Source organism: Aeromonas sp. Prich7-2 (assembly GCF_017939255.1).
In the GTDB taxonomy this organism is placed as follows: Bacteria; Pseudomonadota; Gammaproteobacteria; order Enterobacterales; family Aeromonadaceae; genus Aeromonas; species Aeromonas caviae.
The window spans coordinates 1-25219 of the sequence record NZ_JAGKRI010000174.1 but is presented as its reverse complement, the minus strand read 5'-3'; the positions used below and the strand labels follow the sequence as shown (position 1 = coordinate 25219).

Sequence of the window (25219 nt, the reverse complement as noted above, 5' to 3'; positions counted from 1 at the left end):
GTATAACCTGGCCAGAAGGAGGCAATATCAATATGATGCACGGCGACAGCAGGGTGATGGTGGTGGTGTGTTTGGAGACAGCCAGTTTACCAGCACCCTGTCTGTCAACTTCCACTTCCCCAAGATCCCGCGAAGAACCACAAAAAAGCCGGTGCAAGGCACCGGCCAAAAGGCGTTGGAAAACTTGAAACGTCAGGGTATTACCAGTGCTTGCCGAGGCGGGCATCCAGGCTGAAAGCCCCTGCACCGGCCGCCGCCAGGGCCAGGAAACCACCGGCCACGGAGACGTTCTTCATGAACATCAGCATCTGCATCTGCTCGGCAGGCTGATAGTGGAAGATGAAGGCGGCCATCAGGGTGAAACCGGCCAGCAGCACGGAGAGGCTGCGGGTAAACAGGCCCAGCATGATGGCAAGACCGCCACCCAGCTCCAGCAGGATCACCAGGGGCAGCATGAACCCGGGCACGCCCATGGCTTCCATGTAACCCTGGGTACCGGCGTAACCGCCGATCTTGCCCCAGCCAGCCATCACGAACATCAGCGCCAGCAGTACACGACCCACCAGCAGTGCCACATCTTTCATCTTGTCCATCGTCATATTCCTTTGCTTACCATCATGGTATTTACAGTGTAAAAGCTAATTGTTAACTCATTCATTTCGCCAAGATTTTTCTATCAAGGCAGGTCAAACAGCAGGGCTTCACTCCCCCTGGAGGCGGTGAGCACCCAGCTCGACTCGTCGCGGCTGAGCAGCCCGTCGCCGGGTCGGGCAGCCAGACCGTTGCCGGTCAGCTCCCCTGAAATCATGTGCAGGTAACCATGACGCCCTTGCAGTGCCCACTCCAGGGTCTCCCCTTCGGCAAGCTGCAGACGCCACACTCTGGCCTGCTGGCGGATCCTGAAGGATCCCGCCTCGCCGTCCGGTGACGCCACCAGCGTCATCCCGGGCTTGTTTTCAATCTTCTTCTGCTGATAACCCGGGGTCGTGCCGTGTTCATTCGGCTCGATCCAGATTTGCAGCAGGGAGAGCGGCTCGGTCTGCGAGGGGTTGTACTCGCTGTGCCGGATGCCGGACCCTGCGCTCATCAGCTGGAAATCCCCCGCCGGGATCTGCTCGGCGTGGCCGAGGCTGTCCTTGTGCTCTATGGTGCCTTGCAGCACGCAGGTGAGGATCTCCATGTTGGCGTGAGGGTGGGTCGCGAAACCGCCACCCGGCGCCACCCGATCCTGATTGATGACCCGCAGGGCAGAGTGTCCCATCCATTCCGGGTCATAGTAGTGACCGAAGGAGAAGCTGTGACGGGCATCCAGCCAGCCAAAGTTGGCCTTGCCCCGTGCTTCTGCGGCTCTCAATTTCATCATGGTGTGCTCCTCACTGACCAAGTTGGTTCATTAACGCTGGCGACCGTCACCCAGACCGAAGGGGATGCGGTAGCTGCTGCTTTCGTTGCCCAGGCTCACCGTCAGGTTGCCCTGGGTGCGGCTCGGGATGGCGACCTGCTGGGTGCCGATCAGGTTGGCGTGGACAGAAGCCAGCAGATCACCGGACTCGTCGCGCACCTCCAGCATGGGGTTGGCCTTGCCGTCCATCGCGGCGGTGGCGCTCCAGTTGACGAACAGCACGCCCGGGGCGGCATTGAAGTCAGCGGGAACGGAAGCCTGGGCGGCACCTGCGGTCATCAGGCCTGCAACGGCCAGCATCTTGATTACGTTTTTCATGTTCATTCACTCTCTTGGGTTTTATGTCATTGCCAAGGCCCCTTGGGCCCGAATCAATGCATCCATGCAAGAGATCATTCAAATACTATGTTGTTCTTTTGCTGACATCAGACATCGTGTTTGGGGATGTCTCAGCCCGGAACTACCTTTTATTTGGCTGCCAGGCGTTCCTGCCTAAGCGTTGATTGAATATTAAAGTGACTTCCCCTAAGTTGTTAGCGAGATAATCTGGTAAACACATTCAAAAAAATTGAAGGTTGGATATGGCCAAGGAATCGAACAAGGAGCGGGCGCTGACCCTGGAGGCGATCCGGGTGCTGGACGCCATCGACCGTCGTGGCAGCTTCGCGGCGGCGGCCGACGAGCTGGGCAAGGTGCCTTCGGCGCTGAGCTACACGGTACAAAAGCTGGAAGACGAGCTGGACGCCATGCTGTTCGACCGCAGCGGCCACAGGACCAAGTTCACCCCGGCGGGCCGCATGCTGCTGGAGCGGGGCCGGGTGCTGCTGGAGGCGGCCGAACACCTGGTGGGGGAGACCCGGGCCCTCTCCCGTGGCTGGGAGACCGACATCACCATCGCCGTCGATGCCTTGATGCCGGTACAGGCTCTCTACCCCCTGGTGGATCGGCTGGCCGAACAGACCGATACCCGGCTGAGGTTTCGCGCCGAGGTGCTGGCGGGCAGTTGGGAGTGCCTGGAGGATGGCCGCGCCGACCTGCTCATCTCCTCTCTCAATGCCGATATCGCCATGACCGGCATCAAGTACCAGGTGCTCAGGGAGGAGGTGATGCTCTACGTCGCCCACCCCGATCACCCCCTGCATCAGAAACCCGAGCCCCTGGCGGACGAGACCCTGCGCCGCTATCGCGCCATCGCGGTAGCCGACACGGCACTGCGCAAGCCGGTGCTCACCTACCGCCTGCTCGACAAGCAGCCGCGCCTGACCGTCAGCACCATGGGGGAGAAGCGGGACGCCCTGCTGGCGGGGCTCGGCATCGGCACCATGCCGCAACGCTGGATTGAAGAGGACATCAAGGCGGGCAGACTCAAGGTGATCAGTCCCGAATATCGCCACCAGATCCAGGTCGTGCTGGCCTGGCGGCGAGACACCATGGGCAAGGCCAAGAGCTGGCTGGTGCGGGAGATCCCCAAGCTGTTTGCCGGTCAGGGGGAATAAAGGACTGCCTTCCGGGGTCGGTGGCGCAGGAAGTACCAAAACTGCGCCCCATTCTTGACGACGGGCTCAGATTCGGAGAAAAGAAAAAAAGCGGACCTCTTGCGAGTTCCGCTCAATGCCAGGAAAGAATAAAACCTTGCGGTTAAAAAAACCCTTAAATTGGAAGCAAACAATCGTTTTCTCAACCAGGAAGGTATTGAATCCGATTCGTGTTGAATTATGTGCGATGTAATATGCATCACCAGCAAAATGTTGAAAGGTTGAAGGATATGCACCACCGAGTGTCATTTTCTGCCACCTTGCACCACAACTGGTCAGGCCATTTCCGCCATTATCACCGGGTTACCCTCCTCTGGTTTTTCTAGGTGTCAAAATTTGAGCCCGATACAGACAAACCACTCAATTTCTGACACGACTAAAAATGCAGATAAAGGAATAGTTGCATGACCTACAGCCAGACACTGGCCAATCACATCCTCGACACCCTGAAAAAAACCCTGACTGACAAGGGGATCCGCTATCAGACCCTGGCAGAAGCCATGGGGGTTTCCATCGCCACCGTGAAGCGCATGATGAACAAGCCCTCCCTGCCGTTCGACACCCTGCTGGAGATCTGCCATCTGGTGGGACTCTCCTTCGAAGAGCTGCTGGACCGGACCCAGGATGCCCAGAGCCGCCGGGCCGTCTTCACCCAGGAGCAGGATGAGGCGTTTCACAAGGAGCCGGGGCTTTATGCCTTCCTCGCCAACATCTTCTGGCGCGACAAGACCCTCATCGATCTCAAGCGGGAGTACGGCCTGACCGATGCCTCCTGCTACCTCTATCTGCGCAAGCTGGAGAAGCTCGGCATCCTGCAGCTTGGCATCGACAACAGCTACCACTTCCTCATCAGCGAGCGCATCAGCTTCGAGCAGCACAGCCGCTTCGCCCGCCAGCAGGCGCGCCAGGCCATGTTGGTGCTGGGGGACTATCTGGTGGAGAACATGCACAGGCCCAACAACTACATGGCGCTGTGCCAGCTCCATCTGGGGGAGAGCGAGGCCATGGCGCTGATCGATCGCATGAAGGAGTACTGGCATCAGGAGCTCAAGCTCAACCGCCCCGCCATCGGCCAGCGGGAGGGCAGCAAGACCTACACCATGTCGCTGCAACTGGCGGACTGCGGCTACCAGAGCTTCGACGATCTGATCCCCAACATCGACAACTGATCCCGGTGGATCCTGCGGGATCCGCCATGTCAGTGCTAGAACGCCGCTACTCTGCCAGTTGCACCTGCCGCGCGCCGGTGGCGAGCGGTTGCAGTGCCCGGGTATCCAGGCAGATGCGGATGGCGTCCGGTCGCCAGTGCTCGATGTCGCAATCCACCAGCGTCCCCTCCTCGTCATGATTGACCCGCACCAAGCGCAGCACGGCACTCCCCTGGGCCAGGTTGAGGGCGCGGGCTATCTCTCCCCGGGCCGCCGAGGGGGTGATCTCGAGGCTCGCCCAGCCCTGGCCTATGCCATAGCGCTGCCGGTAAAGCTCGGTGAGGGAGCTGGCCAGGGGAGCGCTGGCGATGCCGGGGAAGCGGCTCGCCAGCAGGTGATGGCTGACGTGGAGCACGGGGCGACCGTCGATCAGCCGCTGGCGGCGAATTTCATACAGCGGCGTAAAGGGTTCCAGACCCATCCAGCGGCACAACTCGCTGCTGGCCAGCTGGTTGCCATGGGCCAGCACCCGGGTCTCGGCGGTGCGCTGCTGCTCGCCAATCCACTGGTGAAAGTGGGTGTGGATGGCGGGATCGTAGGTGAGGCGAGGCGGCGCCACGAACCAGCCGCGCCGCTCGGCCCGGTAGATGAGGCCGTCCGTCTCGAGGCTGGAGAGCGCCTCCTTGATGGTGATGCGGGTGGTGGCGAATCGCTCGCTCAGGGCCCGTTCGGCGGGCAGCTGCTGCCCCGCCGCCAGGTGTCCGCTGCCGATATAGCGGCGCAGGGTCCGGCAAATCTGTTCGCACTTGGAGGGTATGCGGCCATCGGCCATCCCCTGTTCACTCAATCGCTCTGTCACTGTCACATCCCTGTCGGTCATTCGGGTTTGCACACCACTGGAGTAGACCAGAGGTTGTCGACCCCGAGTTGTAACCGCCCCTGATGACAGCGCCATGACAGGGCGATTGTCACGAAACTGCCATCAAAGCGCCCCGCCACCGTCATATTTCCCCTCTAGCATCCCTCTCGAACCTTAACTGACCTAGTCCAGAGGGATGGGATGATGAAAAGCGTGATCGCAAGTGCACTGGCCCTGGTGGCCATCAGTCAACCGCTGTTTGCCGCCGAGAACATCGCGGATCTCGAAAAAGCCGCCCGCGGTGAGGGCCAGCTCCAGAGCGTCGGCATGCCGGACAGCTGGGCCAACTGGAAGGATACCTGGCAGCAGCTCGGCAGCATCTACGGCATCAAGCATCAGGATACCGACATGAGCTCCGCCCAGGAGATCGCCAAGTTCGCCGCCGAGAAGGCCAACGCCACCGCCGACATCGGCGACGTGGGCGGCGCCTTCGGCCCGGTGGCGGTCAAGCAGGGTGTCACCCAGCCCTACAAACCCTCCACCTGGGCCGACATTCCCAACTGGGCCAAGGATGCGGACGGCCACTGGATGCTGGCCTATACCGGCACCATCGCCTTCCTGATCAACAAGGATCTGGTCAAGGCCGCCCCCACCAGCTGGCAATCCCTGCTGGGTGGCGACTACAAGGTGACCCTGGGTGACGTGGGCGTCGCCTCCCAGGCCAACAACGGCGTGCTGGCGGCGGCCTATGCCACCGGCGGCAGCGAGAAGAATCTGAAACCCGCCCTGGAGTTGTTCGGAAAGCTGGCCAAGCAGGGCCGTCTGTCGCTGAACGACCCGACCATCGCCAACATCGAGAAGGGCGAAGTGGAAGTGGGGGTGCTGTGGGACTTCAACGCCCTCAACTACCGCGACCAGATCGACCCCAAGAAGTTTGATGTGGTGATCCCGAGCGACGGCTCCGTCATCGCCGGCTACACCACCATCATCAACAAGTGGGCCAAGAACCCCAACGCCGCCAAGCTGGCGCGGGAATACATCCTCTCCGATGCCGGTCAAATCAACCTGGCCCGTGGCTACGCCCGCCCCATCCGCAGCAACGTGACCCTGCCGGATGACGTGAAAGCCAAGCTGCTGCCGGCCGAGCAGTATGCCAATGCCAAGCCGGTGCAGGATCACGCCGCCTGGGAGCAGAGCTCCAAGGCCCTGCCGCGCCAGTGGCAGGAAACCGTCATGATCAACATGCAGTAAGGAGTGGCCAGTGCAACACAAGGTGATCGTGGTACTTGTGGATGGCCTGGCAGCAGAGGTAGCCCATTGCATGGGCTACCTCTGTGGCATGGTGGAGGCAGAGCGCGGCCTGCATACGACCCTGAGTGCCGCCCTGCCCTCCCTCTCCCGCCCTCTCTACGAGTGCATCCTGACCGGCGTGCCGCCGGTGGCGAGCGGCATCACCCACAACGGGGTGACGCGCCTGAGCCGGCATGACTCCATCTTCCATCTGGCCCGGGCCGCGGGCAAACGCACCGCAGCGGCGGCCTACCACTGGGTGAGCGAGCTCTACAACCAGAGCCCCTGGCTGGCGGCCCGCGATCGCTTCACTCACGATGAGCAACTGCCCATCCAGCACGGCTGCTTCTACTGGGATGACGGCTACCCCGACAGCCACCTGCTGATGGACGGCGAGTGGCTGCGCAGCCAGTACGACCCCGATTTTCTGCTGATCCACCCCATGGGGGTGGACGATGCGGGCCACCAGTTCGGCCTCCATTCCCGCCAGTACCGCAATCAGGCTCGCCGCATGGACAGCCTGCTTGCCGACCTGCTGCCCCAGTGGCTGGCAGAGGGGTATCAGGTGATGATCACCTCGGATCACGGCATGAACAACGATCTCAGCCATGGCGGCACCCTGGCCGAGGAGCGCACTGTGCCACTCTGGCTCTTTGGCGATGCGTTCGTCGAGCGCTGGCCGGATGGGGTGGCGATCGCCCAGACCCAGCTCTGCGCCCTGATGGCGGATCTGCTGGGAGTTCCCCACGACAAGCCGGCAGCCCCCCCGCTGCTCAAGGCGGCCTTTATGCGCGAGGTGCACTGATGATGCCTGCCACCACCGAGATCCTCGCGGATCAACAGGTGAAGCCACGCCGGGTGCGCCGCCACTGGCTGCCGGCCCTGGTGCTGCTGCCCTTTGTCCTCTTGATGATCTTGTTTCAGCTCGCCCCCATGGTGTGGGTACTGGTGGGCAGCGTCCAGACCCCTGATGGCTGGGGTCTCGACCATTACCGGGAGATTTTGAGCTCCCCCTTCTATCTGCAATCCTTCGGCAACTCCTTGCGCATCGCCGGCATCGCCAGCCTGGCGGGGCTCGCCATCGGCACCCTGGGGGCGGCGGCGCTGCGCCACAGCGGCGAGCGGGTCAAGCGGGTGCTGCTGGCCTTCGTCACCATGACCGGCAACTTCAGCGGCGTGCCGCTGGCGTTCGCCTTCATCATCGTGCTCGGCATCAATGGCGCGGTGACCCTGCTGCTCAAATCCTGGGGCCTCATCGATGGCTTCAACCTCTATTCGGGCAGCGGTCTTATCCTGATTTACACCTACTTCCAGATCCCCCTCGCCCTGCTGCTGCTCTACCCGGCGTTCGACGCCCTGCAGGAGGAGTGGCCCCAGGCCGCCGCCCTGCTGGGTGCGAGCAGGGGGCAGTATGTGTGGCACGTGGCGCTGCCGGTGCTGACGCCCGCCTTGCTCGGCACCCTGATCATCCTGTTTGCCAACGCGGTGGGAGCCTATGCCTCCGCCTATGCCCTCACCACCGGCAACTTCAATCTGGTGACCATCCGGGTGGCCAGTCTGGTCTCCGGCGACATCTTCCTCGAGCCCAACCTGGCGGCGGCACTGGCGGTGATCCTGATGGTATTGCTGGGGGTGGTGACGGCCGCCAACCAGTGGCTGCTGAAAAAGAGCTATGTGAACAAGGGGCAATCCCATGCATGATTTGACGCCGCGCTGGCCCAGATGGGTGCTGGGGGCGCTGGTCGCCACCCTGCTGCTGCCGCTGCTGGCCACCTTTCTCTACTCCATCTCCACCCGCTGGGGGGCGACCCTGCTGCCGGATGGCTTCACCCTCGACTGGTATCTCAAGCTGTGGGGCGACCCGCGCTTTCTGGCGGCCTTTGGCCGAAGCCTCTTGGTCTGCTTCGCCACCCTGCTGCTGGGGACCCTGGTGCTGGTGCCCACCGTGCTGGTGGTGGCCTACTACTTCCCCAGACTGGATCCCTGGATGAACCTCTTGATCCTGCTCCCCTTCGCGGTGCCGCCGGTGGTCTCCTCGGTGGGCTTGCTGCAGATTTACGCCGACGGCATCCTGCCCATCATCGGCACCCCCTGGATCCTGATCGGCACCTGGTTCACCGTGGTGCTCCCCTTCATGTACCGGGCGCTGGCCAACAGCCTGCAGGGGGTGCCGCTGAAAGATCTGATGGATGCCGCCCACCTGCTGGGGGCGAGCAGCGCCCGCGCCTTCCTGCTGGTGGTGATCCCCTGCCTGCGCAAGGGGCTGCTGGCAGCGCTGTTTCTCTCCCTCTCCTTCCTGCTCGGGGAGTTCGTGTTTGCCAACATGCTGGTGGGCACCCGTTACGAAACCCTGCAGGTCTACCTCTACAACATGCGTGCCACCTCGGGCCACTTCACCAGCGCCCTGGTGATGAGCTACTTCCTGCTGACCCTGCTGCTCACCTGGGCAGCCAACAGATTTCATCGGTGAATCAACATGTTCCATCTAGAAGTGAATCAACTGCACAAATCCTACGGCGACACCAAGGTGTTCGAGGGGATTGAATTCGGCATCCGCAAGGGGGAGCTGGTGACCCTGCTCGGCCCCTCCGGCTGCGGCAAATCCACCCTGCTGCGGGCCCTGGCCGGGCTCACCCCGGTGGATGGCGGTCAGGTGCGGGTGGCCGGTGAGGACATTACCTGGCAGGCACCCCAGAAGCGGGGCATCGGCATGGTGTTCCAGAGCTATGCGCTGTTTCCCAACATGACGGTGTGGGACAACGTCGCCTTCGGCCTCAAGATGAAGCCCCAGCCGGGGCGGGATCTCGCCGCCAGCGTGCAGGAGGCGCTGGCGCTGGTGGAGCTGACCGGCTTCGAGCGCCGCTATCCAAGCGAACTCTCCGGCGGCCAGCGCCAGCGGGTAGCGCTGGCTCGGGCGCTGGTGGTGCAGCCGCGGATCCTGCTGCTGGATGAGCCGCTCTCGGCGCTGGATGCCCGCATCCGCCGCAGCCTGCGCCAGCAGATCCGCGCGATCCAGCAGCGCCTCGAGCTCACCACCATCTTCGTGACCCACGATCAGGAGGAGGCACTGACCCTGTCGGACAGGATCTTCCTGATGAACAAGGGCTCCATCGTCCAGAGCGGCACGCCGGAGCAGATCTATACCCGTCCCGCCAGTGAGTTCGTGGCGGGCTTTATCGGCAACTACAACCTGCTGGATGGCGAGCAGGCCAAATCCCTGTTCGGCCCGCGCTTTCGCGGCAAGCTGGCGCTGCGGCCGGAGTCCATCACCCTGCTGCCCGCCGGGGCGGTCAGCCACGAGCCCAGCCTGCCCGGCATCGTTCGCCAGCAGCAGCTGCTCGGCAACGTCATCCGCTATCAGGTGGAGTGCGAGGCGGGGCTGTTGACGGTGGATTGCCTCAACCGCCGTGCCGGCGATCTGCTGCCGGTGGGCAGCGCCGTGACCCTGGTGGTGGCCCGGGATCAACTCTGTGAGGTAGCATAACGCCATGAATCCCATTCATTTTTCAGCCAGTACCCCGATGCTGGCAGCCAACCCGAGGAGCAGCCATGGCCCTGGCACTGTTTGATCTGGACGAGACCCTGATAGCGGGGGATTCCGCCAGCCTCTGGCTGGAGTACATGGTGGCCCAGGAGCTGGCCCCGGCGGGCATGGTGGCCGAGGAGCAGGCCATGATGTCCCTCTACCATCAGGGCAAGATGGACATGCACCAGTACATGGCCTTCACCCTGCAACCGCTGGCAGGCAGGACGCGCCAGTGGCTCGACTCCCTCTGCACACGCTTTGCCGAACAGGTGCTGCGGGAGCGCCTCTACCCCGAGGGGCTGGCCCGCATCGAGTGGCACCGCCAGCGTGGCGACGAGCTGGTGCTCATCTCCGCCTCCGGCGAGCATCTGGTGGCCCCCATGGCGCAGATGCTGGGGATGGATCACTGCGTGGCCATCCTGCTCGACGAGGAAGCCGGCATGCTGACCGGCCAGACCCGCGGCACCCTGAGCTTTCGCGAAGGCAAGGTGGCCCGCATCAACCAGCTCTTTGCCGGAAAGGAACACCTCTGGCAGGGGAGCTTCGGCTACAGCGACTCCCACAACGATCTGCCCATGCTGCGGGCGGTGAGCCATCCCCATGCGGTCAATCCGGCCCCCGCCCTGCGCCAGTGCGCCGAGGAGCTGGGCTGGCCCCTCTGGACCTGGCAGTTGCACCCTTGATCCGCGCAATGAAGAAGAGGCCCTCAGGCCTCTTCTTTGCTCAACATGCCATCCCCTGAGGGCGAGTCGTCCCGGGGAGCCAGGGGATCCACCATGTAGATGCGATTCTTGCCGTCACCCTTGGCGCGATAGACCTCGGCATCGACCATGGTCAGCAGGCTCCTGGCCCCAAGCCCGGGGGCACTCGCCACCAGGCCGCCGCTGAAGGTGATCCCAAGACCGGGTTCACGCCAGTGCAGGGAGGCCACCCCAATCCTGTACTGCTCCAGCAGCATCTGGCAGAAGTGGATATCGGGATTGGCAAACAGCACCACCAGCTCTTCCCCGCCATAGCGGCATACCCAGCCATGATCCCCCAGCAGCTTGGCGCCAAAGCTGGCCACCCGCTTGAGCACCACGTCCCCGGTCTGGTGACCATAGGTGTCATTGATCCGCTTGAAACCGTCCAGATCGATCATGGCCAGGCAGAAGCGGTCCTGATCGAGCAGCAGCCGATTCAACCGCTCGTCGAAGAAGCGCCGGTTGTAAAGGCCGGTCAGCTTGTCGAGGTTCGCCTGCTGGCGCACCTCGTGATAATCCTTGCTCACCTCCGCCAGCTCGGCATAGACGTGCCTGAGCTCGCGCATCCCTCCCTGGTGCACCTCGTCAGGCTGGGTCCGGCTGGCCCGGATCACGGTGGAGATCTCGTCCAGCATCCGCCTGAAATAACGGGACCAGATCAGTGCCAGCACCATGTAGAGCACGCTGGCCAGCACGATGATCCCGAGCACGTTGAGGGATGCGCTCGCCACCACCGCCTGGATGCTGGAGGCGGGCAACACGCTGATCAGCACCCAGTTGTGGTCCGGCAGGCGGCTGTAGGCCACGAACTGGCGAGACGCCTGATCCAGGAAGATGCCGTCCTCCCCGCTGAAGCGGGAGAGCCAGGTCGGGTGCGTCATGGGCTTGAGCAGTTGTGAGGGATCGGGGTGGGCCAGCACCTTGCCCGACTGGTTGACGATCATCTGGTAGCCGCTGTTCCACTGCCGGTTCAGCTGGGCGGAGAAGGGGGCCAGGATGGCATCCACCGCGAAGACCCCCCGCACCTTGCCCTCCTTGTCGGTGATGGCCCGCGCCAGGGCAATCACCAGCGTGCCGTTGGTGTAGTCGTAGTAGGGTTCGGTCCAGACCATCTTGCCCACATGCTGGCTGGCCAGCTGATACCAGGGGCGCACCCTGGGGTCGAAGTCCGCATCCGCCTGCCATTCGGGGTAGATCAGCATCTGGCGCTCGGCGGTGCCCACATAGATGTAGATGAGATCCGCCATCACCCCCTTGTAGAGACGCCACTCCCTGAGATAGGAGTCGGTGTTGCGCAGACGGGGGCCGCTGATGTCCTCCACCTTGACCTGGTCGTAGATGAGGGAGAACTGACGCTCCATCTCGTTCAGGTAGGGTTCGATGAAGACGTGGCGCAACTGGTGATTGGTGGCGAGCAGGCGCTGTTGCAGCTCTCGCTGCAGGCTGCGCTCCATGTGCAGGTAGTAGATGGCGCCCAGCATCAGGACGGGAATGAAGAGCAGAAGCAGGCCCAGGCGCATCCGTGCCACCAGGGACCAGGTCTTTTTGGAGACTGCTCGCTTATCCAACCCTGACTCCATGCTATCCCCTGACATCGTGTAGTGTCAGAATATCAGCCCCACCTGATGGCGTCCAAAGGGAAGCGCATCGGGTGGCCAACGAGAAGGAACTGGCCTGGATGTTGAAACCGGAACTGCTGACTGCCCTCCATTACTGCGCCGTGATCACCCTGACCGGTGCCATCACCTCGGAGTATTTCCTGTTCCGGCGCGGCATGTCCATCGAGCAGGTGCGCAAGCTGCTGCTGGCTGACAGCCTGGCCGCCCTGGCCCTGCTGCTCATCTTCATCACGGGCGTGCTGCTGGTGGTCGCCCATCCCCAGCCACCGGCCATCCTGTTTGCCAATCCGGGTTACCGCACCAAGCTGCTGATGTTCTTCGCCATGGCCATCAGCTTTGGCTACCCCAGCCGGCTGTTCCACCACTGGCGCCGATCCTTGCGCCAGGGACGGGCTCCCCTTGTCTCCACCCAGCAGCAGTTCTGGGTGATCTGGATCCTGAGGGGCAACCTGCTGCTGCTCGCCCTGCTGCCCCTGCTCGCCAAGCTGGCCAGCCGCTGATCCTGCCCTCGCCCGGCAACAAATGGCTGACGACAAACGCCCCTTCTCGCAGGTATCGTAATGGCGGGGCCCGAGTGCCGCCGAGACTCTTTCTCAGGGATGATTCCGTATGCGTTCAAACATGATGTTATTGATGGCCGCCGCCATCTGGGGGCTGGGCTTCGTCGCCCAGCGCCTGGGGATGGATCACATGGGGCCCTTCACCTTCAACGGCCTGCGCTTCCTGCTGGGCGCCCTCTCCCTGCTGCCGCTCTTGTGGTGGCTCAAGTCACGCCAGCCGCCCCAGCCTGCCGGTGATCACCGCCTGCTGCTGACCGGGGGCCTCATCGCCGGCACCGTGCTCTTCTCCGCCGCCTCCCTGCAACAGGTGGGGCTGCTCTACACCACGGCCGCCAAGGCGGGCTTCATCACTGGCCTCTACATCATTCTGGTCCCCGTCATCGGCCTGGCCCTGCGCCACAAGACCGGGGCCAACACCTGGGTAGGCGCCCTCATCGCCATGGCCGGGCTCTACTACCTCAGCGTCACCGAGGAGTTCACCATCGGCTACGGCGATCTGCTGCAAGTGATCGGGGCCCTGTTCTGGGCCGTGCACCTGCTGGTGCTGGATCACTACTCGAACCGGGTCGCCCCCATTCGTCTTGCCGGGGTGCAGTTCGTGGTGTGCGGCCTGCTCAGCCTGGCCACGGCCTTCGTCATCGAGACCCCGACGGCGAGTGGTGCCGTGGCGGGCTGGCAGGCGCTGCTCTACGCCGGTCTGGTCTCGGTCGGCATCGGCTATACCCTGCAGGTGGTGGGGCAGCGCGGTGCCCATCCGGCCCACGCCGCCATCATCCTCAGCCTGGAGACGGTGTTCGCCGCCATCGGCGGTGTCCTGCTGCTGGGGGAACATCTGGACGAACGGGCCGTGGTCGGCTGCGCCCTGATGCTGGCGGGGATGCTCATCTCCCAGATCCGCCTGCGCTGGTGGTGGAAGTCCCGCCGCAACAAGGTGCCCAGCCAGTCCTGATATCTGCGGTGGTCATTGACCCCAAATAAAACGAGGCGCCCTTGGGCGCCTCGTTTTATTGCCGCCTGCCTAGCGCACACTGGAGCAGAAGCTCACGTCATCCCGCAGGGGGTCATTGCTCACGCTGTGATAGAGCTCGAAGCAGGGGCCGTCCCCAAAGGCGAGCCCGGCCGCGACGATATCGCCGATGTGCTCCTGCCAGCGCTCCCCGTACTGGCTGCGATCCGTGATGAGATAGCGGGACTGGGCGTAGCGTCCGGCGGGGATGAGCTGAATTTCCACCTCCCCCGCCCCCAGGGTACCTACCGGCACGCTGATGCCGATGTCGGTGCGGCACTGGGCCGGCGGCGTCACCTCGGGGTTGTCGTGGTAGATGAAGATCCACTCTCCCCCTTCCAGGCCACGGGGCGCGGCCCACTGGTGAAGGCGATGGCAGACGGCGTCATACCCTTCGCCATAGGGGCCGGTCACGCGGATATAGGCCAGGGTGCGGGCGTCCATCTCGACGGTGTTCATGGTGTTGCTCCTTGCTGATGAGTGGCCTTCAGCATAAGGGAGTGCCCCTTGCCATGCGTGTCCTTCCTTGCGATCCAGGTGTCCGTTCTTGCCCTTGTCGCGGCGAAACGCCCCCGGAGTGCAACCATAGTGACGACGAAACGCCTTGGCGAAAGCCTGGGAGCTGCCAAACCCCGCCCCCAGAGCGATGGCGGTGACGCTGGCATCGGTGTAGCAGAGCTGCCAGGCCGCCCGCTGCATCCGCAGGCGGCGGCACATCTCGCCGGGGGCCTCCCCCACCACGGCGGTGAATACCCGGTGGAAGTGGTAGAGGGAGAGGCAGGCGCGACTCGCCAGCGCCTCGATGGAGAGATCCGGATTCTGCTCCAGTGCCCGCAGCACCGGCGTCAGGCGCTCGCGATAGTCGATCATCGGCGCACCCTGGCCATGTAGAGGGCATCCACCAGCACCCCATGACGCAGGCCGTAATCCCGGGCTACGCCCTCCTCCACAAAGCCCGCCTTGCGATAGAGGGCCAGGGCCGCCTGATTGTCGGCCCAGACCGTCAGCTCCACCCGCGTCAAGCCGAGCCAGTTGTCCGCCAGATCCAGCGCAGCCTGCATCAGGGCAGTGCCCACCCCGCGCCCGGCCCAGTCATCGTGTACCGCCATGCCGATGCTCGCCACGTGGCGGCGACGGGGGGCCGGCTCCACCATCAGAACCAGCGCACCCGCCACCTCCCCCTCCCACTCCGCCAGCAGGCTGTAGATGCCATCCCGCGGGGTCAGCTTCTGCTCCCACTGCTGCAGGGAGGGGAAGGGAAGTTGCAGGGTGCCCGCCTGGGCATGGGGCATGGCGTGAAGATCCCGCAGGGCGGCGGCATCTTCCGGCCCGGCGCGGCGAATGGTGATGGACATGAGACCTCCTGATTGGCTGAATCCCATCTTGCCGCAAGGCTGGCGTCTGTTTCCACCCCCATCAGCGAAACCAATCAAAGGGTTAGGCACACTCCATTGGAGCCGCTCCCCCACTTCCCCTAGTCTGGCGACTCATCACAAGGAGACCCGCCATGACCGACAAGACCCTGCGCAGCGCCAACGGCGCCCCCGTTGTCGACAACAACAACAGCCTCACCGCCGGCCCCCGCGGCCCCGTCCTGATGCAAGACATCTGGTTGATGGAGAAACTCGCCCACTTCGACCGCGAGCGCATTCCCGAGCGGGTGGTGCACGCCAAGGGCTCGGGCGCCTACGGCACCTTCACCGTGACCCACGACATCAGCGCCTTCAGCAAGGCCGACCTGTTCAACGCTGTCGGCAAGCAGACCCCGGTGTTCCTGCGCTTCTCCACCGTGGCCGGCGAGAAGGGGGCCGCCGACGCCGAGCGTGACGTGCGCGGCTTCGCCCTCAAGTTCTATACCGAGCAGGGCAACTGGGATCTGGTGGGCAACAACACCCCGGTCTTTTTCATTCGCGATCCCCTGAAATTCCCCGACTTCATCCACACCCAGAAGCGGGATCCCCGCACCAACCTGCGCAGCGCCACCGCCGCCTGGGACTTCTGGTCCCGCCACCCGGAATCCCTGCATCAGGTCACCATACTGTTCAGCGATCGCGGCATTCCCAGGAGCCTGCGGGAGATGAACGGCTACGGCAGCCACACCTTCAGCTTCATCAACTCGGCCAACGAGCGCTTCTGGGTCAAGTTCCACTTCAAGACCGAGCAGGGCCACCGCTTCTACACCGATGAAGAGGCGGCCACCGTCGTCGGTCAGGACAGAGAGACCAGCCAGGCGGATCTGTTCAACGCCATCGAGCGGGGGGACTTCCCGCGCTGGAAGGTCTATGTGCAGGTGATGCCAGAGGCCGAGGCCCAGACCTACTCGATCCACCCGTTCGACCTCACCAAGGTATGGCCCCACAAGGACTACCCGCTCATCCCGGTGGGCGTGCTGGAGCTCAACCAGAACCCGGACAACTACTTCGCCCACGTGGAGCAGGCCGCCTTCACCCCGGCCAACGTGGTGCCCGGCATCGGCTTCTCGCCGGATCGCATGTTGCAGGGGAGGCTCTTCTCCTACGGTGACACCCAGCGCTACCGCCTCGGCGTCAACCACGGCCTGCTGCCGGTCAACGCCCCGCGCTGCCCGTTCCACCACGGCGCCCACCGCGACGGCGCCATGCGGGCGGACAGCAACGGTGGCGCCAGCCCCAACTACCAGCCAAACCGCTTCGGCACCCAGCAGCCGAGCGAGCAGCACGAACCGGCCCTGACTCTGGAAGGGGCTGCCCTGCACTACGATTTTCGCGACTACGACAGCGACTACTACAGCCAGCCGGGGGATCTCTTCCGCCTGATGGACGAGGGGCAGCGTGCCCGCCTCGCCGCCAACCTGGCCCGCTCCCTCATCAATGTGGAGGATGACGCCATCGTCGCGGCCCAGCTCAGGCACTTCGAGCAGGCCGACCCCGAGTACGCCAAGCGGGTCGAGCTGGCCCTGGCCGCCCTGCAACGCTGAGTCGCAGGCAGCCAACCTCTGCAAAAGCAAAACGGGGGCCTGATGGCCCCCGTTCTCGCATGACGGTCTTTGATGAATGAAAAACGCAGCCCGAGGCTCCGATTTCAATGCCGTATCCATCCCGGCCGCAGCGCCCTCGCGCGCTTCCCTCCCTTGCCAACAAGGGTTTTACCGCCAGCTTACGGCGGCAACGACGTTGTGCACTGGCAGAGCGGCACCATTATCCACCTGTGGTAATAAACCTGCCTGCGGTAATGCACGTTTAGTCACCAATAAAAACGGAGCCCGAGGCTCCGATTTTAATGCGGTATCAATCCCGGACGGAACGCGCTTCGCGCTCTTCCCGCTCCCTTGCCAACAAGCGTTTGTACCACCAGCTACTGCGACGACGTTGTGCATTGGAAGAGCGACGAGCCATTGCTTAGATCCCAGTCAAGAGAAGAAAGAGCCGCATTATGCGATAGAGATCACGCCCGTGTCTGTAGCTGGATCAAGAAAAGGCTCACTGGCCCACCCGGATCGTCCGCTGGTTGCCCTCCGGTTCACCACTCTGTGACGGCGTCGTCACCTCTCGCCAGATCAGGGGACCATTGGTCTCCATCGCCTGTTGCGGCGCGCACTCCAGCCAGAGCTCCCCCTGCTGGATACGGGCCCCCTGGGAGTATTTCTGATCCTGATACCAGCACACCCGCTCGGGCAGCGAACCAAGGGGCAGCACCAGCTCGGTGCCCACCGAGTGGCTGAGGGTGTTGGACGCCGGGGCGGCCAACGCGGGGAAGAGCCAGCCAAGGGCCAGCAGACAACCTGCACAACGGATCATGGGAATTCCTGTCACGGGGGAGTGAAAGTGTAAAGCGACCAGCAGAGCCCTCGACTTGACCAATAAATGTCGGCTCATCTGGCATTCCGGAAGCAATATGATAGCCTGCCTGCGCCCGCCAAGGCCTGTCAGGGTTCTGCCGTGGGCCCCCACCGGCATCGCCGGGATGCGGTAATGAATAACCCTTAATAATCAGATAATTAACTGGATATGTTGTCAATGCGTATCATGCCGTTGCTCAAGGCTGCCTGCCTGAGCCTGATGTTGTCCGCCTGTGTCGCCCCCCTGCTGATGATGAGCCCCACCAGCCAGCTGATGTGGGCCCTGCTCAAGCCGCTGGTCGGTTTCGATCCGAACGAGGCCAACCTGTTCGAGCAGCCGCTGATCAAGGACAGAATGACCGCCATGCTGGGGCCCAACTACGAGAGCACCATGCAACTGCTCAAGACCGCCGACGAGCTGCAACAGGAGGGACCGCTCTTTTACGTGGTCTCCCGCTACGCCCCCGTGCCGGACGTAGCCAAGCAGGCCGGCATGGTCTGGAACGCCGACACCAACCAGCTCGCCGTCATGGTGCAAAAAGGTGACGGGGCGACCCAGGTCTTCGGGGAAAACCTGACGGCCGCCACCCCGACCTGGCCCAGCGCCATGCAGGGCTGGCAGTCCCAGGCCACCCCGGCCGCCACGGCCCTGACCGGTGCCGGTCAGGGGCTCACGGGCGCGGGCAGTTCTCTGCTGGGCACCATGATGGGGGGCCTGCAACAGAGCGCCAGCAAGGCCCTGTCCGACTCCACCAGACAGGTGATCGGCAGTGCCGCCACCACGGCGCAGCAACAAGCGACCAAGGCGGCGGGCGACTCGGCCAAACAGGCCGCCAGCAGCGCAGCGACCATCAGTGCCGCCACCACGGCGCAGCAGCAAACCGCCAAGGCGGTGAGCGACAGCGCCAAGCAGGCCGCCAGCAGTGCCGCCGCCATCAGTGCCGCAACCACGGCGCAGCAGCAAGCCGAAAAGGCGGTGAGCGACACCGCCAAACAGGCCGCCAGCAGCGCAGCGACCATCAGTGCCGCAACCACAGCGCAGCAGCAAGCCACCAAGGCGGTGAGTGACACTGCCAAGCAGGCCGTCAGCAGCGCCGCCGCCATCAGTGCCGCCACCACGGCGCAGCAGCAAGCCGCCAAGGCGGTGAGCGACAGCGCCAAGCAGGCCGTCAGCAGCGCAGCAACCATCAGTGCCGCGACCAGTACGCAGCAGCAAGCCGCCAAGGCGGTGAGCGACAGCGCCAAACAGGCCGCCAGCAGTGCCGCCGCCATCAGTGCCGCCACCACAGCGCAGCAGCAAGCGACCGAGGCGGTGAGTGACAGCGCCAAGCAGGCCGCCAGCAGTGCCGCAACCACGGTGCAGCAACAGGGCGAGAAGCGGGAAGCGACTTCCGGCACCCTGAGCGATCAGGCCAGGGCGGATGCCGAAGCGGAGCTGGAAAAACTGCTTAACTGACTTTTTTAAGCGTCATGCCACCATAAAAACAGGCCATCACATGATGGCCTGTTGTTTATCTGACCCGTAGCAGGGGAAGATCAGAAATAGCGGTCCTGCTCGGTGGGCTTGGTACCCTTCTCTTCGCTGTGCTCGATGGCGGTGCGGATAAGGTCGACGCCGGCCCGGATGATCAGCACCCCCATGTTGACCAGCTTGACGCAGACCCACATGAAGGTGATGAGCAGGATCAGCTTGAGCACCGTCTGGAATGCCTCCAGGAAGTTCTGCTCCAGCTGGGCGGTGAGCCCGTTGGCGCTGCTCATCAGCCAGGTGTACACCTCGCGCACGAAGGGGATCCGGCTCGGCATCTCCAGCACGTCCAGCGCAGCAGGCAGGGCCTGGAAGATGACGATGCTGCCAAACAGTATCAGGATGACGCCGATGGCAATCCCCAGAAAGAAACCGAACTGTCGCATGAAGAGCCCCACAATGTAGTGAATGAGAAGAACAATAGCCGCCAATACTAGGGACTGCCCGCGCAGACGGCAATCCTTGCGTCCCCGACAGGGTGGTGCCCCCTGCAAGCCATTGCCCGGCCGTCTGATTTCTGTGACCCTTGTCCCCACTCCTTGCCCCTGGGTGTCATCATGTTTCGAGTCGTCTTCTGCCTGCTGCTGTTGCTGGGCGGTGCCCTGCCCGCCTCCCGCGCCGAATCCCCTCCCTCTGCGGCCGCCTGCGTGATCCGCCACCAGCAAGGGATCCTGCTGGTGCAGGACAGGCTCTCCTCGCGCTACAGCCTGAGCGGCGGCTACATCGACAGGGGGGAGACCCCGGAGCAGGCGGCCCTGCGCGAGCTGTTCGAGGAGACCGGCCTGCAGGGTCGCGTCACCGGCGAGCTGGGGCGCTGGCAACGGGCCAGGGTGTTCGCCTGCCAGACCCTGGAACCCCTGCGGGTCCAGCGAGGGACGGGGTTTGTCTCCCTGCTCCAGGCCCCGGATCTCGGTGGCGAGATCCTGAATGCTAGGCTGATCGCGGCCGCCGACCTGCCCCCTGACCAGCGTCGCTTCCCGGCGCAGCTCGACTGGATAGCCCCGAGGCTGGCCGAGGTGCCCGAGAGCCAGGTGCTGTGGGTGACGGATTTCAGCGACGCGGCCAGTGAGCTGCACCGCGCCGAGTTGCCGCTGATCCAGCGCCTGCAACAATGGCTCGGGCCGGATGCGCTCTGGCCAAGGGCGGGCAATCTGCTGGGCTCGGCCCCCTTCCAGCTGGCGCTGCTGCCCTTGCTGCTGCCCCTGCTCGGCTGGTCCAGGCTGCGCCATCTGCTGTTTGCCATGGTGCTGCTCACCCTGGTGGTGAACCTGCTCAAGGCGGGCATCGGCTGGCCCAGGCCCTTCCACCTGCAACCCGAGCTGGCCCGCCAGAGTGCCCAGGGCTTCGGCATGCCGAGCGGCCACGCCGCCTCGACCCTGCTCTACTGGGGCCTGTTGCTTGGCTGGCTGCCGGCGCTGCGGGCCTGGCAGGGGGCCTTGCTGGCCCTGTTGCTGGCCGGCGTGGCCGGGCTGGCCCGGGTCTGGCTGGGGGTCCACTTCCTCTCGGATGTGGTGGCCGGCCTTGCTCTGGGGGCCCTGCTGCTGGCACTGCGCGCCCCGCTGGCGAAGCTGGCGGCACGCCCGCTCCCCTGGGCCGGGCTGCTCATCGCCAGCGCCCTCTCGGCCTGGCTCACCCAGTCCACCGCCCTGGCCGGGCTTGCCATGTTCACCCTGGGGCTGGTATCGGGTAATCTGCTATCACTCGAACGGAGCCCCACCCCCGCCCTGCCCGCCGCGCTGCTGACCCTGGCAGGGGGGCTGGTCGTGGCAGGGCTCCTGTTCCTGGTGCCCGCGCTCACCAGCAGCTCTCTGCTGATCCTCGCGGGACAAGGGTGGCTCTTTGGCTGCCTGGGGTTCTGGCTCAGCGCCGGGCTCTGGTGGTCGTTGTCCGCTATCCGTCACGGTGCCCGAACCGGGCGCTCAACCCCTCGTTAAGGGAATGCCATGAATATGAAAAAAGTGGATTTGGCCAAGATCACCCTGGGCTTGCTGTTCCTCAGCCTGCTCATCATCTCGTGCTTCATGGTCTTGCGCCCCTTCCTGCCCGCCCTGGTGTGGTCGACCATGATCACCATCGCCACCTGGCCCCTGATGCAGATGGCCCAGCGCCTGCTGTGGGGCAAGCGCACCCTGGCGGCCTTGCTGATGACCAGCATCTTGCTGCTCATCTTCGTCATTCCCCTCTTCATGACGCTGGCCAACGTGGCGGAGAAGGCCCCCATGCTCATCGAGCTGGGCACCGAGCTCAGCCAATCCCCGCCCCCCGAGCTGCTCTGGTTGCAGCAAGTGCCCCTGGTGGGCGACAAGCTCTATGAGTTCTGGCAGCAGATCCTCGCGAGCGGCGGCCAGGTGTTGTTCACCAAGCTGGCCCCCTACTTCGGCCAGACCGCCCGCTGGCTGGCGGCCCAGGCGGGCAACCTCGGCCTGCTGTTCGTCCACTTCCTGCTGACCGTGGCCATCTGCGGCCTGCTCTACCACTCGGGGGAGAAGGCGGCAGAAGGCATTCGCCGCTTCGCCCACCGTCTGGCGGGCCAGCGCGGTGACAATGCGGTGGTGCTCGCCTCCCAGGCCATCCGTGCCGTCGCCATGGGGGTGGTGGTGACCGCCCTGGTGCAATCCTCGGTGGCGGGCCTGGGCCTGCTCATCGCCGGCATTCCCTATGTCATGGTGCTGGTGGTACTGATGTTCCTGTTGATCGTCGCCCAGATAGGCCCCTTCCCGGTGCTGCTGGCCAGCGTCGGCTACCTCTACTGGAGCGGGGACACCACCTGGGGCACCTTCCTGCTGGTCTGGTCCCTGCTGGCGGGCACCATGGACAACTTCCTGCGTCCCTTCCTCATCAAGCGCGGGGCCGACCTGCCCCTCATCCTCATTCTGGTGGGGGTCATCGGCGGCTTGCTGGCCATGGGGATCATCGGTCTCTTCATCGGCCCCGTGGTACTGGCGGTGGGCTACACCCTGCTGGATGCCTGGATCAAGGAAGATGACCAACCGGCGAGCGCTCTGGTGGAGCCGCCCAAGGCGCCGTGACGATTCATTCATCCCCGATGCAAAGAGCCGCCCCAGGGCGGCTCTTTTGTTTATTACCGTCCCATGCAGGTTCGATGAGCGAAGCGTAATCGGACGATCGAGATGCCGCTGTCCGGTGTGTCCATGAATCAGCGGCATCTGTCTGCAGGGAAATATTGTATGGAGATGGTATTCACCTGACAGTTGCCCACAAAAGGGAGTGGTCATACGGCTTCAAACCGGATAACAAAACGGTACCCCTACCGTGTTATCCGGAGTCACCGTATGACCACCAACGAGAAAGTAGCACGTCGCAAACTCAGCCTGCTAGAGCTCGCCAAAGAGCTCAATAATGTCAGCAAAGCCTGCAAGCTCATCGGCTACAGCCGTCAGCAGTTCTACGAAATTCGCCGTAATTACCAGACCTATGGCGCCGAGGGATTGCTCGACAAATTGCCCGGCTGTAAAGGGGCTCATCCCAATCGGGTCGCTCCCGAGATTGAACAGGCCATCCTCGATTACTCCCTCACCAGACCAACTCATGGCCCGCTGCGGGTCGCGCAAGAACTGGCTCTGCAAGGCATCAATGTCAGTGCAGGCGGTGTGCGTGGCGTGTGGCAACGTCACGACTTGCTCTCCAAGCATGACCGCTTGTTGCGCCTCGAGAAAACCCATAGGGAACAGACGATTGAGCTCAATGACGAGCAGATCCGCCTGCTCGAGCGCTTCAGCCCCGAGTTTCGCGAACGCCAAATTGAGGTTCACTACACCGGGGAACTGGTGGCGGTCGACACCTTCTTCGTCGGCGCACTCAAGGGGGTAGGCAAGGTGTATCTGCAAACCGTGCTGGACTGCTACAGCCGCCACGCCTGGGGACGGCTCTACACCAGCAAGCTGCCGGTGACCTCGGTTCATGTGCTCAACGAAACGGTCCTGCCGTTCTTCGAAGCCCATGAGGCTCGGGTCTATACCATCTTGTCGGACAACGGGCGCGAGTTCTGTGGGCGCCCTGACCATCATCCCTACGAGCTGTTCCTGCAACTGGAGGGGATTGAGCACCGGACCACCAAGGTACGCAGGCCGCAGAGCAATGGCTTTATCGAGCTGTTGCACCGCACACTGCTGGATGAGCACTTCCGTATCAAGGGGAGGACGACCTGGTATGAGTCGGTAGAACAGATGCAGACAGACCTGGATAGCTACCTGGAACACTACAACACCGAGCGGCCACATCAGGGCAGGATGATGGAGGGTCAGACCCCCTACAGCATGTTCAAGAAGGGTCTGAAATTGATACCGAAGGAAGTGCGCACTAAAGTAGCGTAAACAAGACACCGGTTTGAGGCCGGTGTCAGGTGATAACTAGATCTGTACAGGATCTGAAACAACAAACAAAGCCTGACGTTTCAATCTGAAACGAGCGGATGGGGAAGATCCGGGAAAGTGTTAGCCGCCTCACAGCCATGAAAAAGGGCCCCGCAGGGCCCTTCTCGATAGCGTGAGGATTAGATGGCCCAGCCACCGGCGTAGAAGATCACCAGGGCCACGGCGATGATGACGGTGCCGATGTTGAGCTTCTTCCACTCGGCGGCAAACAGGCGGCCGACCACCAGGGCCACGAAGCCTAACATGATGCCGGTGACGATGTTGCAGGTGAGCACGATGAAGACGGCGCACAGCATGCCGGAGAGGGCATCGACCGAGTCGTTGAAGTCCAGCTTGGTGACGTTGCCCAGCATCAGCAGGCCCACATACATCAGGGCCGGTGCGGTGGCGTAGGCCGGTACCAGATAGCTCAGCGGGGAGAGGAAGATCATCAGCAGGAAGAGCACGCCGACCAGGGTGGCGGTCAGACCTGTCTTGCCGCCGGCAGCTGTCCCTGCGGCGGATTCGATGTAGACGGCTGCCGGAGCACCACCTACCACGCCCGCCACCATGCTGCTGACGGAGTCCGCAGTCAGGGCCTTGCCACCGCTGATGATGTGACCACGCTCGTTGATGAGGCCAGCCTGACCAGCCACGGCACGGATGGTGCCGGTGGCGTCAAACACGGCGGTCATCACCAGCGCCAACACGGTCGGAATCACCACCGGATTGAGGGCGCCCAGCAGATCCATGCTGCCCACCAGGGAGCCATTCTCGCCACTCAGGCTCGGCATGGCGAAGAAGCCCTGCCAGGTCACTTTCGGATCGAAGATGAGGCCGAGGATGGAGATGGCGATGATCACCATCAGGATGCCGCCCGGCACCTTGCGGCGCTCCAGGCCGAAGATGGCAGCCAGACCCAGCACCGTCATGATGACCGGGAAGGCAGTGATCTCGCCGAGCTGCACCGGCAGGCCAGCCCCTTCATTCTTGATCACCATGCCGACCCCGTTGGTGGCGATCAGCAGCAGGAACAAGCCGATACCGATGCCGGTACCGTGGGCGATGCCGGAGGGAAGGTTGTCCAGGATCCACTGGCGCACGCCGGTGACGCTGATCAGGGTGAACAGCACCCCCATCAGGAAGATAGCGCCCAGCGCGACCGGAATGCTCAGCCCCTGACCCAGCACCAGGCTGAAGGCGGTAAAGGCGGTGAGAGAGATGGCACAACCGATGGCCATCGGCAGCTTGGCCCAGAGCCCCATCAGCAGGGAGCCGAAGGCGGCGATCAGACAGGTGGCCACAAACACCGGGCCCTGCTCAAAACCGGCTGCGCCCAGCATGTTCGGCACGACGATGATGCTGTAGACCATCGCCAGGAAGGTGGTCAACCCGGCCAGCAGCTCCTGTCGCACCGTGCTGCCACGCTGGCTGATGGAGAAATAGGAATCCAGAAACCCGCCATTGCCGGCGCGGGCCGTCGTTTGTTGCGTTGCCATAGTTCATCCTGAAAGTGTGAAGGAAATCGTTTGCTTGCTGGCGCGCAAAATAGCAAGAATTTGGCGAGATTGCAGCGGATAAGCCCCCATTTCCCCGAAGTTTTTCATAAAAGGGCTCGTTGGAGGCCTCATTCTCCATGAGAGCGGCCCATCCCAAGCTTCTACACTCCCCCCGGTGTCAGAATAGTTGTCGCCTAATCTGAATAATCTAAATGTGAAGACCGGGGGCGGATAAAGAGTGTCGAATGGCTCGTTATTCAAGTGAGCGCAAGGCTGCTTTGCTCAAGAAGCTGCTGCCGCCCATCAATATGTCG

General features: G+C 63.3%; 26 protein-coding genes. 16 read left to right on the top strand and 10 right to left on the bottom strand.

What is annotated here, in order from left to right:
* Positions 1–235: hypothetical protein (locus tag J9892_RS20240; RefSeq protein ID WP_210538792.1), on the top strand; the 235-nt coding region annotated here is incomplete at its 5' end.
* Here J9892_RS20240 and J9892_RS20235 read toward each other — a convergent pair.
* The 3 genes from J9892_RS20235 to J9892_RS20225 form a co-directional block, all read right to left on the bottom strand.
* Positions 201–593 (bottom strand): DoxX family protein, encoded by a 393-nt coding sequence (locus J9892_RS20235; RefSeq protein WP_010675909.1) that lies wholly within the window; start codon positions 591–593, stop codon positions 201–203. The two genes, J9892_RS20240 and J9892_RS20235, sit on opposite strands and share 35 nt — an antisense overlap.
* Before the next feature lie 83 nt (positions 594–676).
* Positions 677–1363, bottom strand: a complete 687-nt coding sequence (locus J9892_RS20230) for a pirin family protein (protein ID WP_010675910.1) — start codon at positions 1361–1363, stop codon at positions 677–679.
* Positions 1364–1393: 30 nt separating this feature from the next.
* Positions 1394–1726, bottom strand: coding sequence for a hypothetical protein (locus J9892_RS20225; protein WP_053288810.1), 333 nt, complete (start codon positions 1724–1726; stop codon positions 1394–1396).
* A gap of 257 nt (positions 1727–1983) precedes the next feature.
* Between J9892_RS20225 and J9892_RS20220 the strand changes: the two genes are divergently transcribed.
* Together J9892_RS20220 and J9892_RS20215 are read left to right on the top strand one after the other, a co-directional pair.
* Entirely contained in the window at positions 1984–2898 is a 915-nt protein-coding gene (locus J9892_RS20220) for a LysR family transcriptional regulator (RefSeq protein WP_161469732.1), read from the top strand.
* Positions 2899–3341: 443 nt separating this feature from the next.
* Positions 3342–4106, top strand: a complete 765-nt coding sequence (locus J9892_RS20215) for a helix-turn-helix transcriptional regulator (RefSeq protein WP_210538790.1) — start codon at positions 3342–3344, stop codon at positions 4104–4106.
* A gap of 46 nt (positions 4107–4152) precedes the next feature.
* Here the strand turns inward: J9892_RS20215 and J9892_RS20210 are convergent, their stop codons facing one another.
* Positions 4153–4965 carry a UTRA domain-containing protein gene (locus J9892_RS20210; RefSeq protein ID WP_210538788.1) on the bottom strand — a complete coding sequence of 271 codons (813 nt, stop codon included), beginning with the start codon at positions 4963–4965 and terminating at the stop codon, positions 4153–4155.
* A 183-nt stretch (positions 4966–5148) separates the two neighbouring features.
* Here J9892_RS20210 and J9892_RS20205 point away from each other — a divergent pair, with 183 nt between their 5' ends.
* The 6 genes from J9892_RS20205 to J9892_RS20180 all read left to right on the top strand — a co-directional run bounded on the left by J9892_RS20205 (position 5149) and on the right by J9892_RS20180 (position 10443).
* Positions 5149–6195 (top strand): ABC transporter substrate-binding protein, encoded by a 1047-nt coding sequence (locus tag J9892_RS20205; protein ID WP_053288812.1) that lies wholly within the window; start codon positions 5149–5151, stop codon positions 6193–6195.
* Positions 6196–6205: 10 nt separating this feature from the next.
* Positions 6206–7039 carry an alkaline phosphatase family protein gene (locus J9892_RS20200; protein ID WP_210538786.1) on the top strand — a complete coding sequence of 278 codons (834 nt, stop codon included), beginning with the start codon at positions 6206–6208 and terminating at the stop codon, positions 7037–7039.
* Complete coding sequence (locus J9892_RS20195) at positions 7039–7935, top strand: ABC transporter permease subunit (RefSeq protein ID WP_161469735.1); 897 nt, start codon at positions 7039–7041, stop codon at positions 7933–7935. The genes J9892_RS20200 and J9892_RS20195 overlap by 1 nt, the downstream gene beginning before the upstream one ends.
* Positions 7928–8704, top strand: a complete 777-nt coding sequence (locus J9892_RS20190) for an ABC transporter permease subunit (RefSeq protein WP_161469736.1) — start codon at positions 7928–7930, stop codon at positions 8702–8704. Before J9892_RS20195 ends, J9892_RS20190 begins: the two co-directional genes overlap by 8 nt.
* Positions 8705–8710: 6 nt before the next feature.
* The gene (locus J9892_RS20185; protein WP_210538784.1) at positions 8711–9718 is read left to right on the top strand and encodes an ABC transporter ATP-binding protein; all 1008 of its coding nucleotides are present in this window, start codon (positions 8711–8713) and stop codon (positions 9716–9718) included.
* A gap of 65 nt (positions 9719–9783) precedes the next feature.
* On the top strand, positions 9784–10443 hold the full coding sequence (locus tag J9892_RS20180) for an HAD family hydrolase (RefSeq protein ID WP_041214057.1): 660 nt from the start codon (positions 9784–9786) through the stop codon (positions 10441–10443).
* Between the two features lie 23 nt (positions 10444–10466).
* Here J9892_RS20180 and J9892_RS20175 read toward each other — a convergent pair whose 3' ends face one another.
* Positions 10467–12071 carry a sensor domain-containing diguanylate cyclase gene (locus J9892_RS20175; RefSeq protein WP_010675921.1) on the bottom strand — a complete coding sequence of 535 codons (1605 nt, stop codon included), beginning with the start codon at positions 12069–12071 and terminating at the stop codon, positions 10467–10469.
* A gap of 110 nt (positions 12072–12181) precedes the next feature.
* On the opposite strand from J9892_RS20175, the gene J9892_RS20170 reads away from it, so the two are divergent.
* Positions 12182–12622, top strand: coding sequence for a DUF2214 family protein (locus J9892_RS20170; protein WP_029314852.1), 441 nt, complete (start codon positions 12182–12184; stop codon positions 12620–12622).
* A gap of 109 nt (positions 12623–12731) precedes the next feature.
* Positions 12732–13631: a DMT family transporter gene (locus tag J9892_RS20165; protein ID WP_041214059.1), complete on the top strand. Its 900-nt coding sequence runs from the start codon at positions 12732–12734 to the stop codon at positions 13629–13631.
* Positions 13632–13700: 69 nt separating this feature from the next.
* Here the strand turns inward: J9892_RS20165 and J9892_RS20160 are convergent, their stop codons facing one another.
* Together J9892_RS20160 and J9892_RS20155 are read right to left on the bottom strand one after the other, a co-directional pair.
* Positions 13701–14558, bottom strand: a complete 858-nt coding sequence (locus J9892_RS20160; RefSeq protein WP_210538782.1) for a helix-turn-helix domain-containing protein — start codon at positions 14556–14558, stop codon at positions 13701–13703.
* The gene (locus J9892_RS20155; RefSeq protein ID WP_010675925.1) at positions 14555–15043 is read right to left on the bottom strand and encodes a GNAT family N-acetyltransferase; all 489 of its coding nucleotides are present in this window, start codon (positions 15041–15043) and stop codon (positions 14555–14557) included. Before J9892_RS20155 ends, J9892_RS20160 begins: the two co-directional genes overlap by 4 nt.
* 152 nt (positions 15044–15195) lie before the next feature.
* Here J9892_RS20155 and J9892_RS20150 point away from each other — a divergent pair, with 152 nt between their 5' ends.
* Complete coding sequence (locus J9892_RS20150; RefSeq protein WP_210538780.1) at positions 15196–16644, top strand: catalase; 1449 nt, start codon at positions 15196–15198, stop codon at positions 16642–16644.
* 502 nt (positions 16645–17146) lie between these two features.
* Here J9892_RS20150 and J9892_RS20145 read toward each other — a convergent pair.
* Positions 17147–17464, bottom strand: coding sequence for a DUF1496 domain-containing protein (locus J9892_RS20145; RefSeq protein ID WP_039040821.1), 318 nt, complete (start codon positions 17462–17464; stop codon positions 17147–17149).
* A gap of 219 nt (positions 17465–17683) precedes the next feature.
* Between J9892_RS20145 and J9892_RS20140 the strand changes: the two genes are divergently transcribed.
* On the top strand, positions 17684–18961 hold the full coding sequence (locus J9892_RS20140) for a hypothetical protein (RefSeq protein WP_210538778.1): 1278 nt from the start codon (positions 17684–17686) through the stop codon (positions 18959–18961).
* An 80-nt stretch (positions 18962–19041) separates the two neighbouring features.
* On the opposite strand, the gene J9892_RS20135 is transcribed toward J9892_RS20140, so the two are convergent.
* Entirely contained in the window at positions 19042–19419 is a 378-nt protein-coding gene (locus tag J9892_RS20135; protein WP_210538776.1) for a hypothetical protein, read from the bottom strand.
* Positions 19420–19590: 171 nt separating this feature from the next.
* Between J9892_RS20135 and J9892_RS20130 the strand changes: the two genes are divergently transcribed.
* The 3 genes from J9892_RS20130 to J9892_RS20120 all read left to right on the top strand — a co-directional run bounded on the left by J9892_RS20130 (position 19591) and on the right by J9892_RS20120 (position 23367).
* Positions 19591–20967, top strand: a complete 1377-nt coding sequence (locus J9892_RS20130; protein ID WP_210538774.1) for a phosphatase PAP2 family protein — start codon at positions 19591–19593, stop codon at positions 20965–20967.
* A 9-nt stretch (positions 20968–20976) separates the two neighbouring features.
* Positions 20977–22062 carry an AI-2E family transporter YdiK gene (gene ydiK, locus J9892_RS20125; protein ID WP_029314855.1) on the top strand — a complete coding sequence of 362 codons (1086 nt, stop codon included), beginning with the start codon at positions 20977–20979 and terminating at the stop codon, positions 22060–22062.
* Positions 22063–22326: 264 nt separating this feature from the next.
* Complete coding sequence (locus J9892_RS20120) at positions 22327–23367, top strand: IS481-like element ISAs19 family transposase (RefSeq protein WP_161470714.1); 1041 nt, start codon at positions 22327–22329, stop codon at positions 23365–23367.
* A 179-nt stretch (positions 23368–23546) separates the two neighbouring features.
* Here the strand turns inward: J9892_RS20120 and J9892_RS20115 are convergent, their stop codons facing one another.
* Positions 23547–24905: an NCS2 family permease gene (locus J9892_RS20115; RefSeq protein ID WP_010675944.1), complete on the bottom strand. Its 1359-nt coding sequence runs from the start codon at positions 24903–24905 to the stop codon at positions 23547–23549.
* Between the last annotated feature and the right edge of the window lie 314 nt (positions 24906–25219).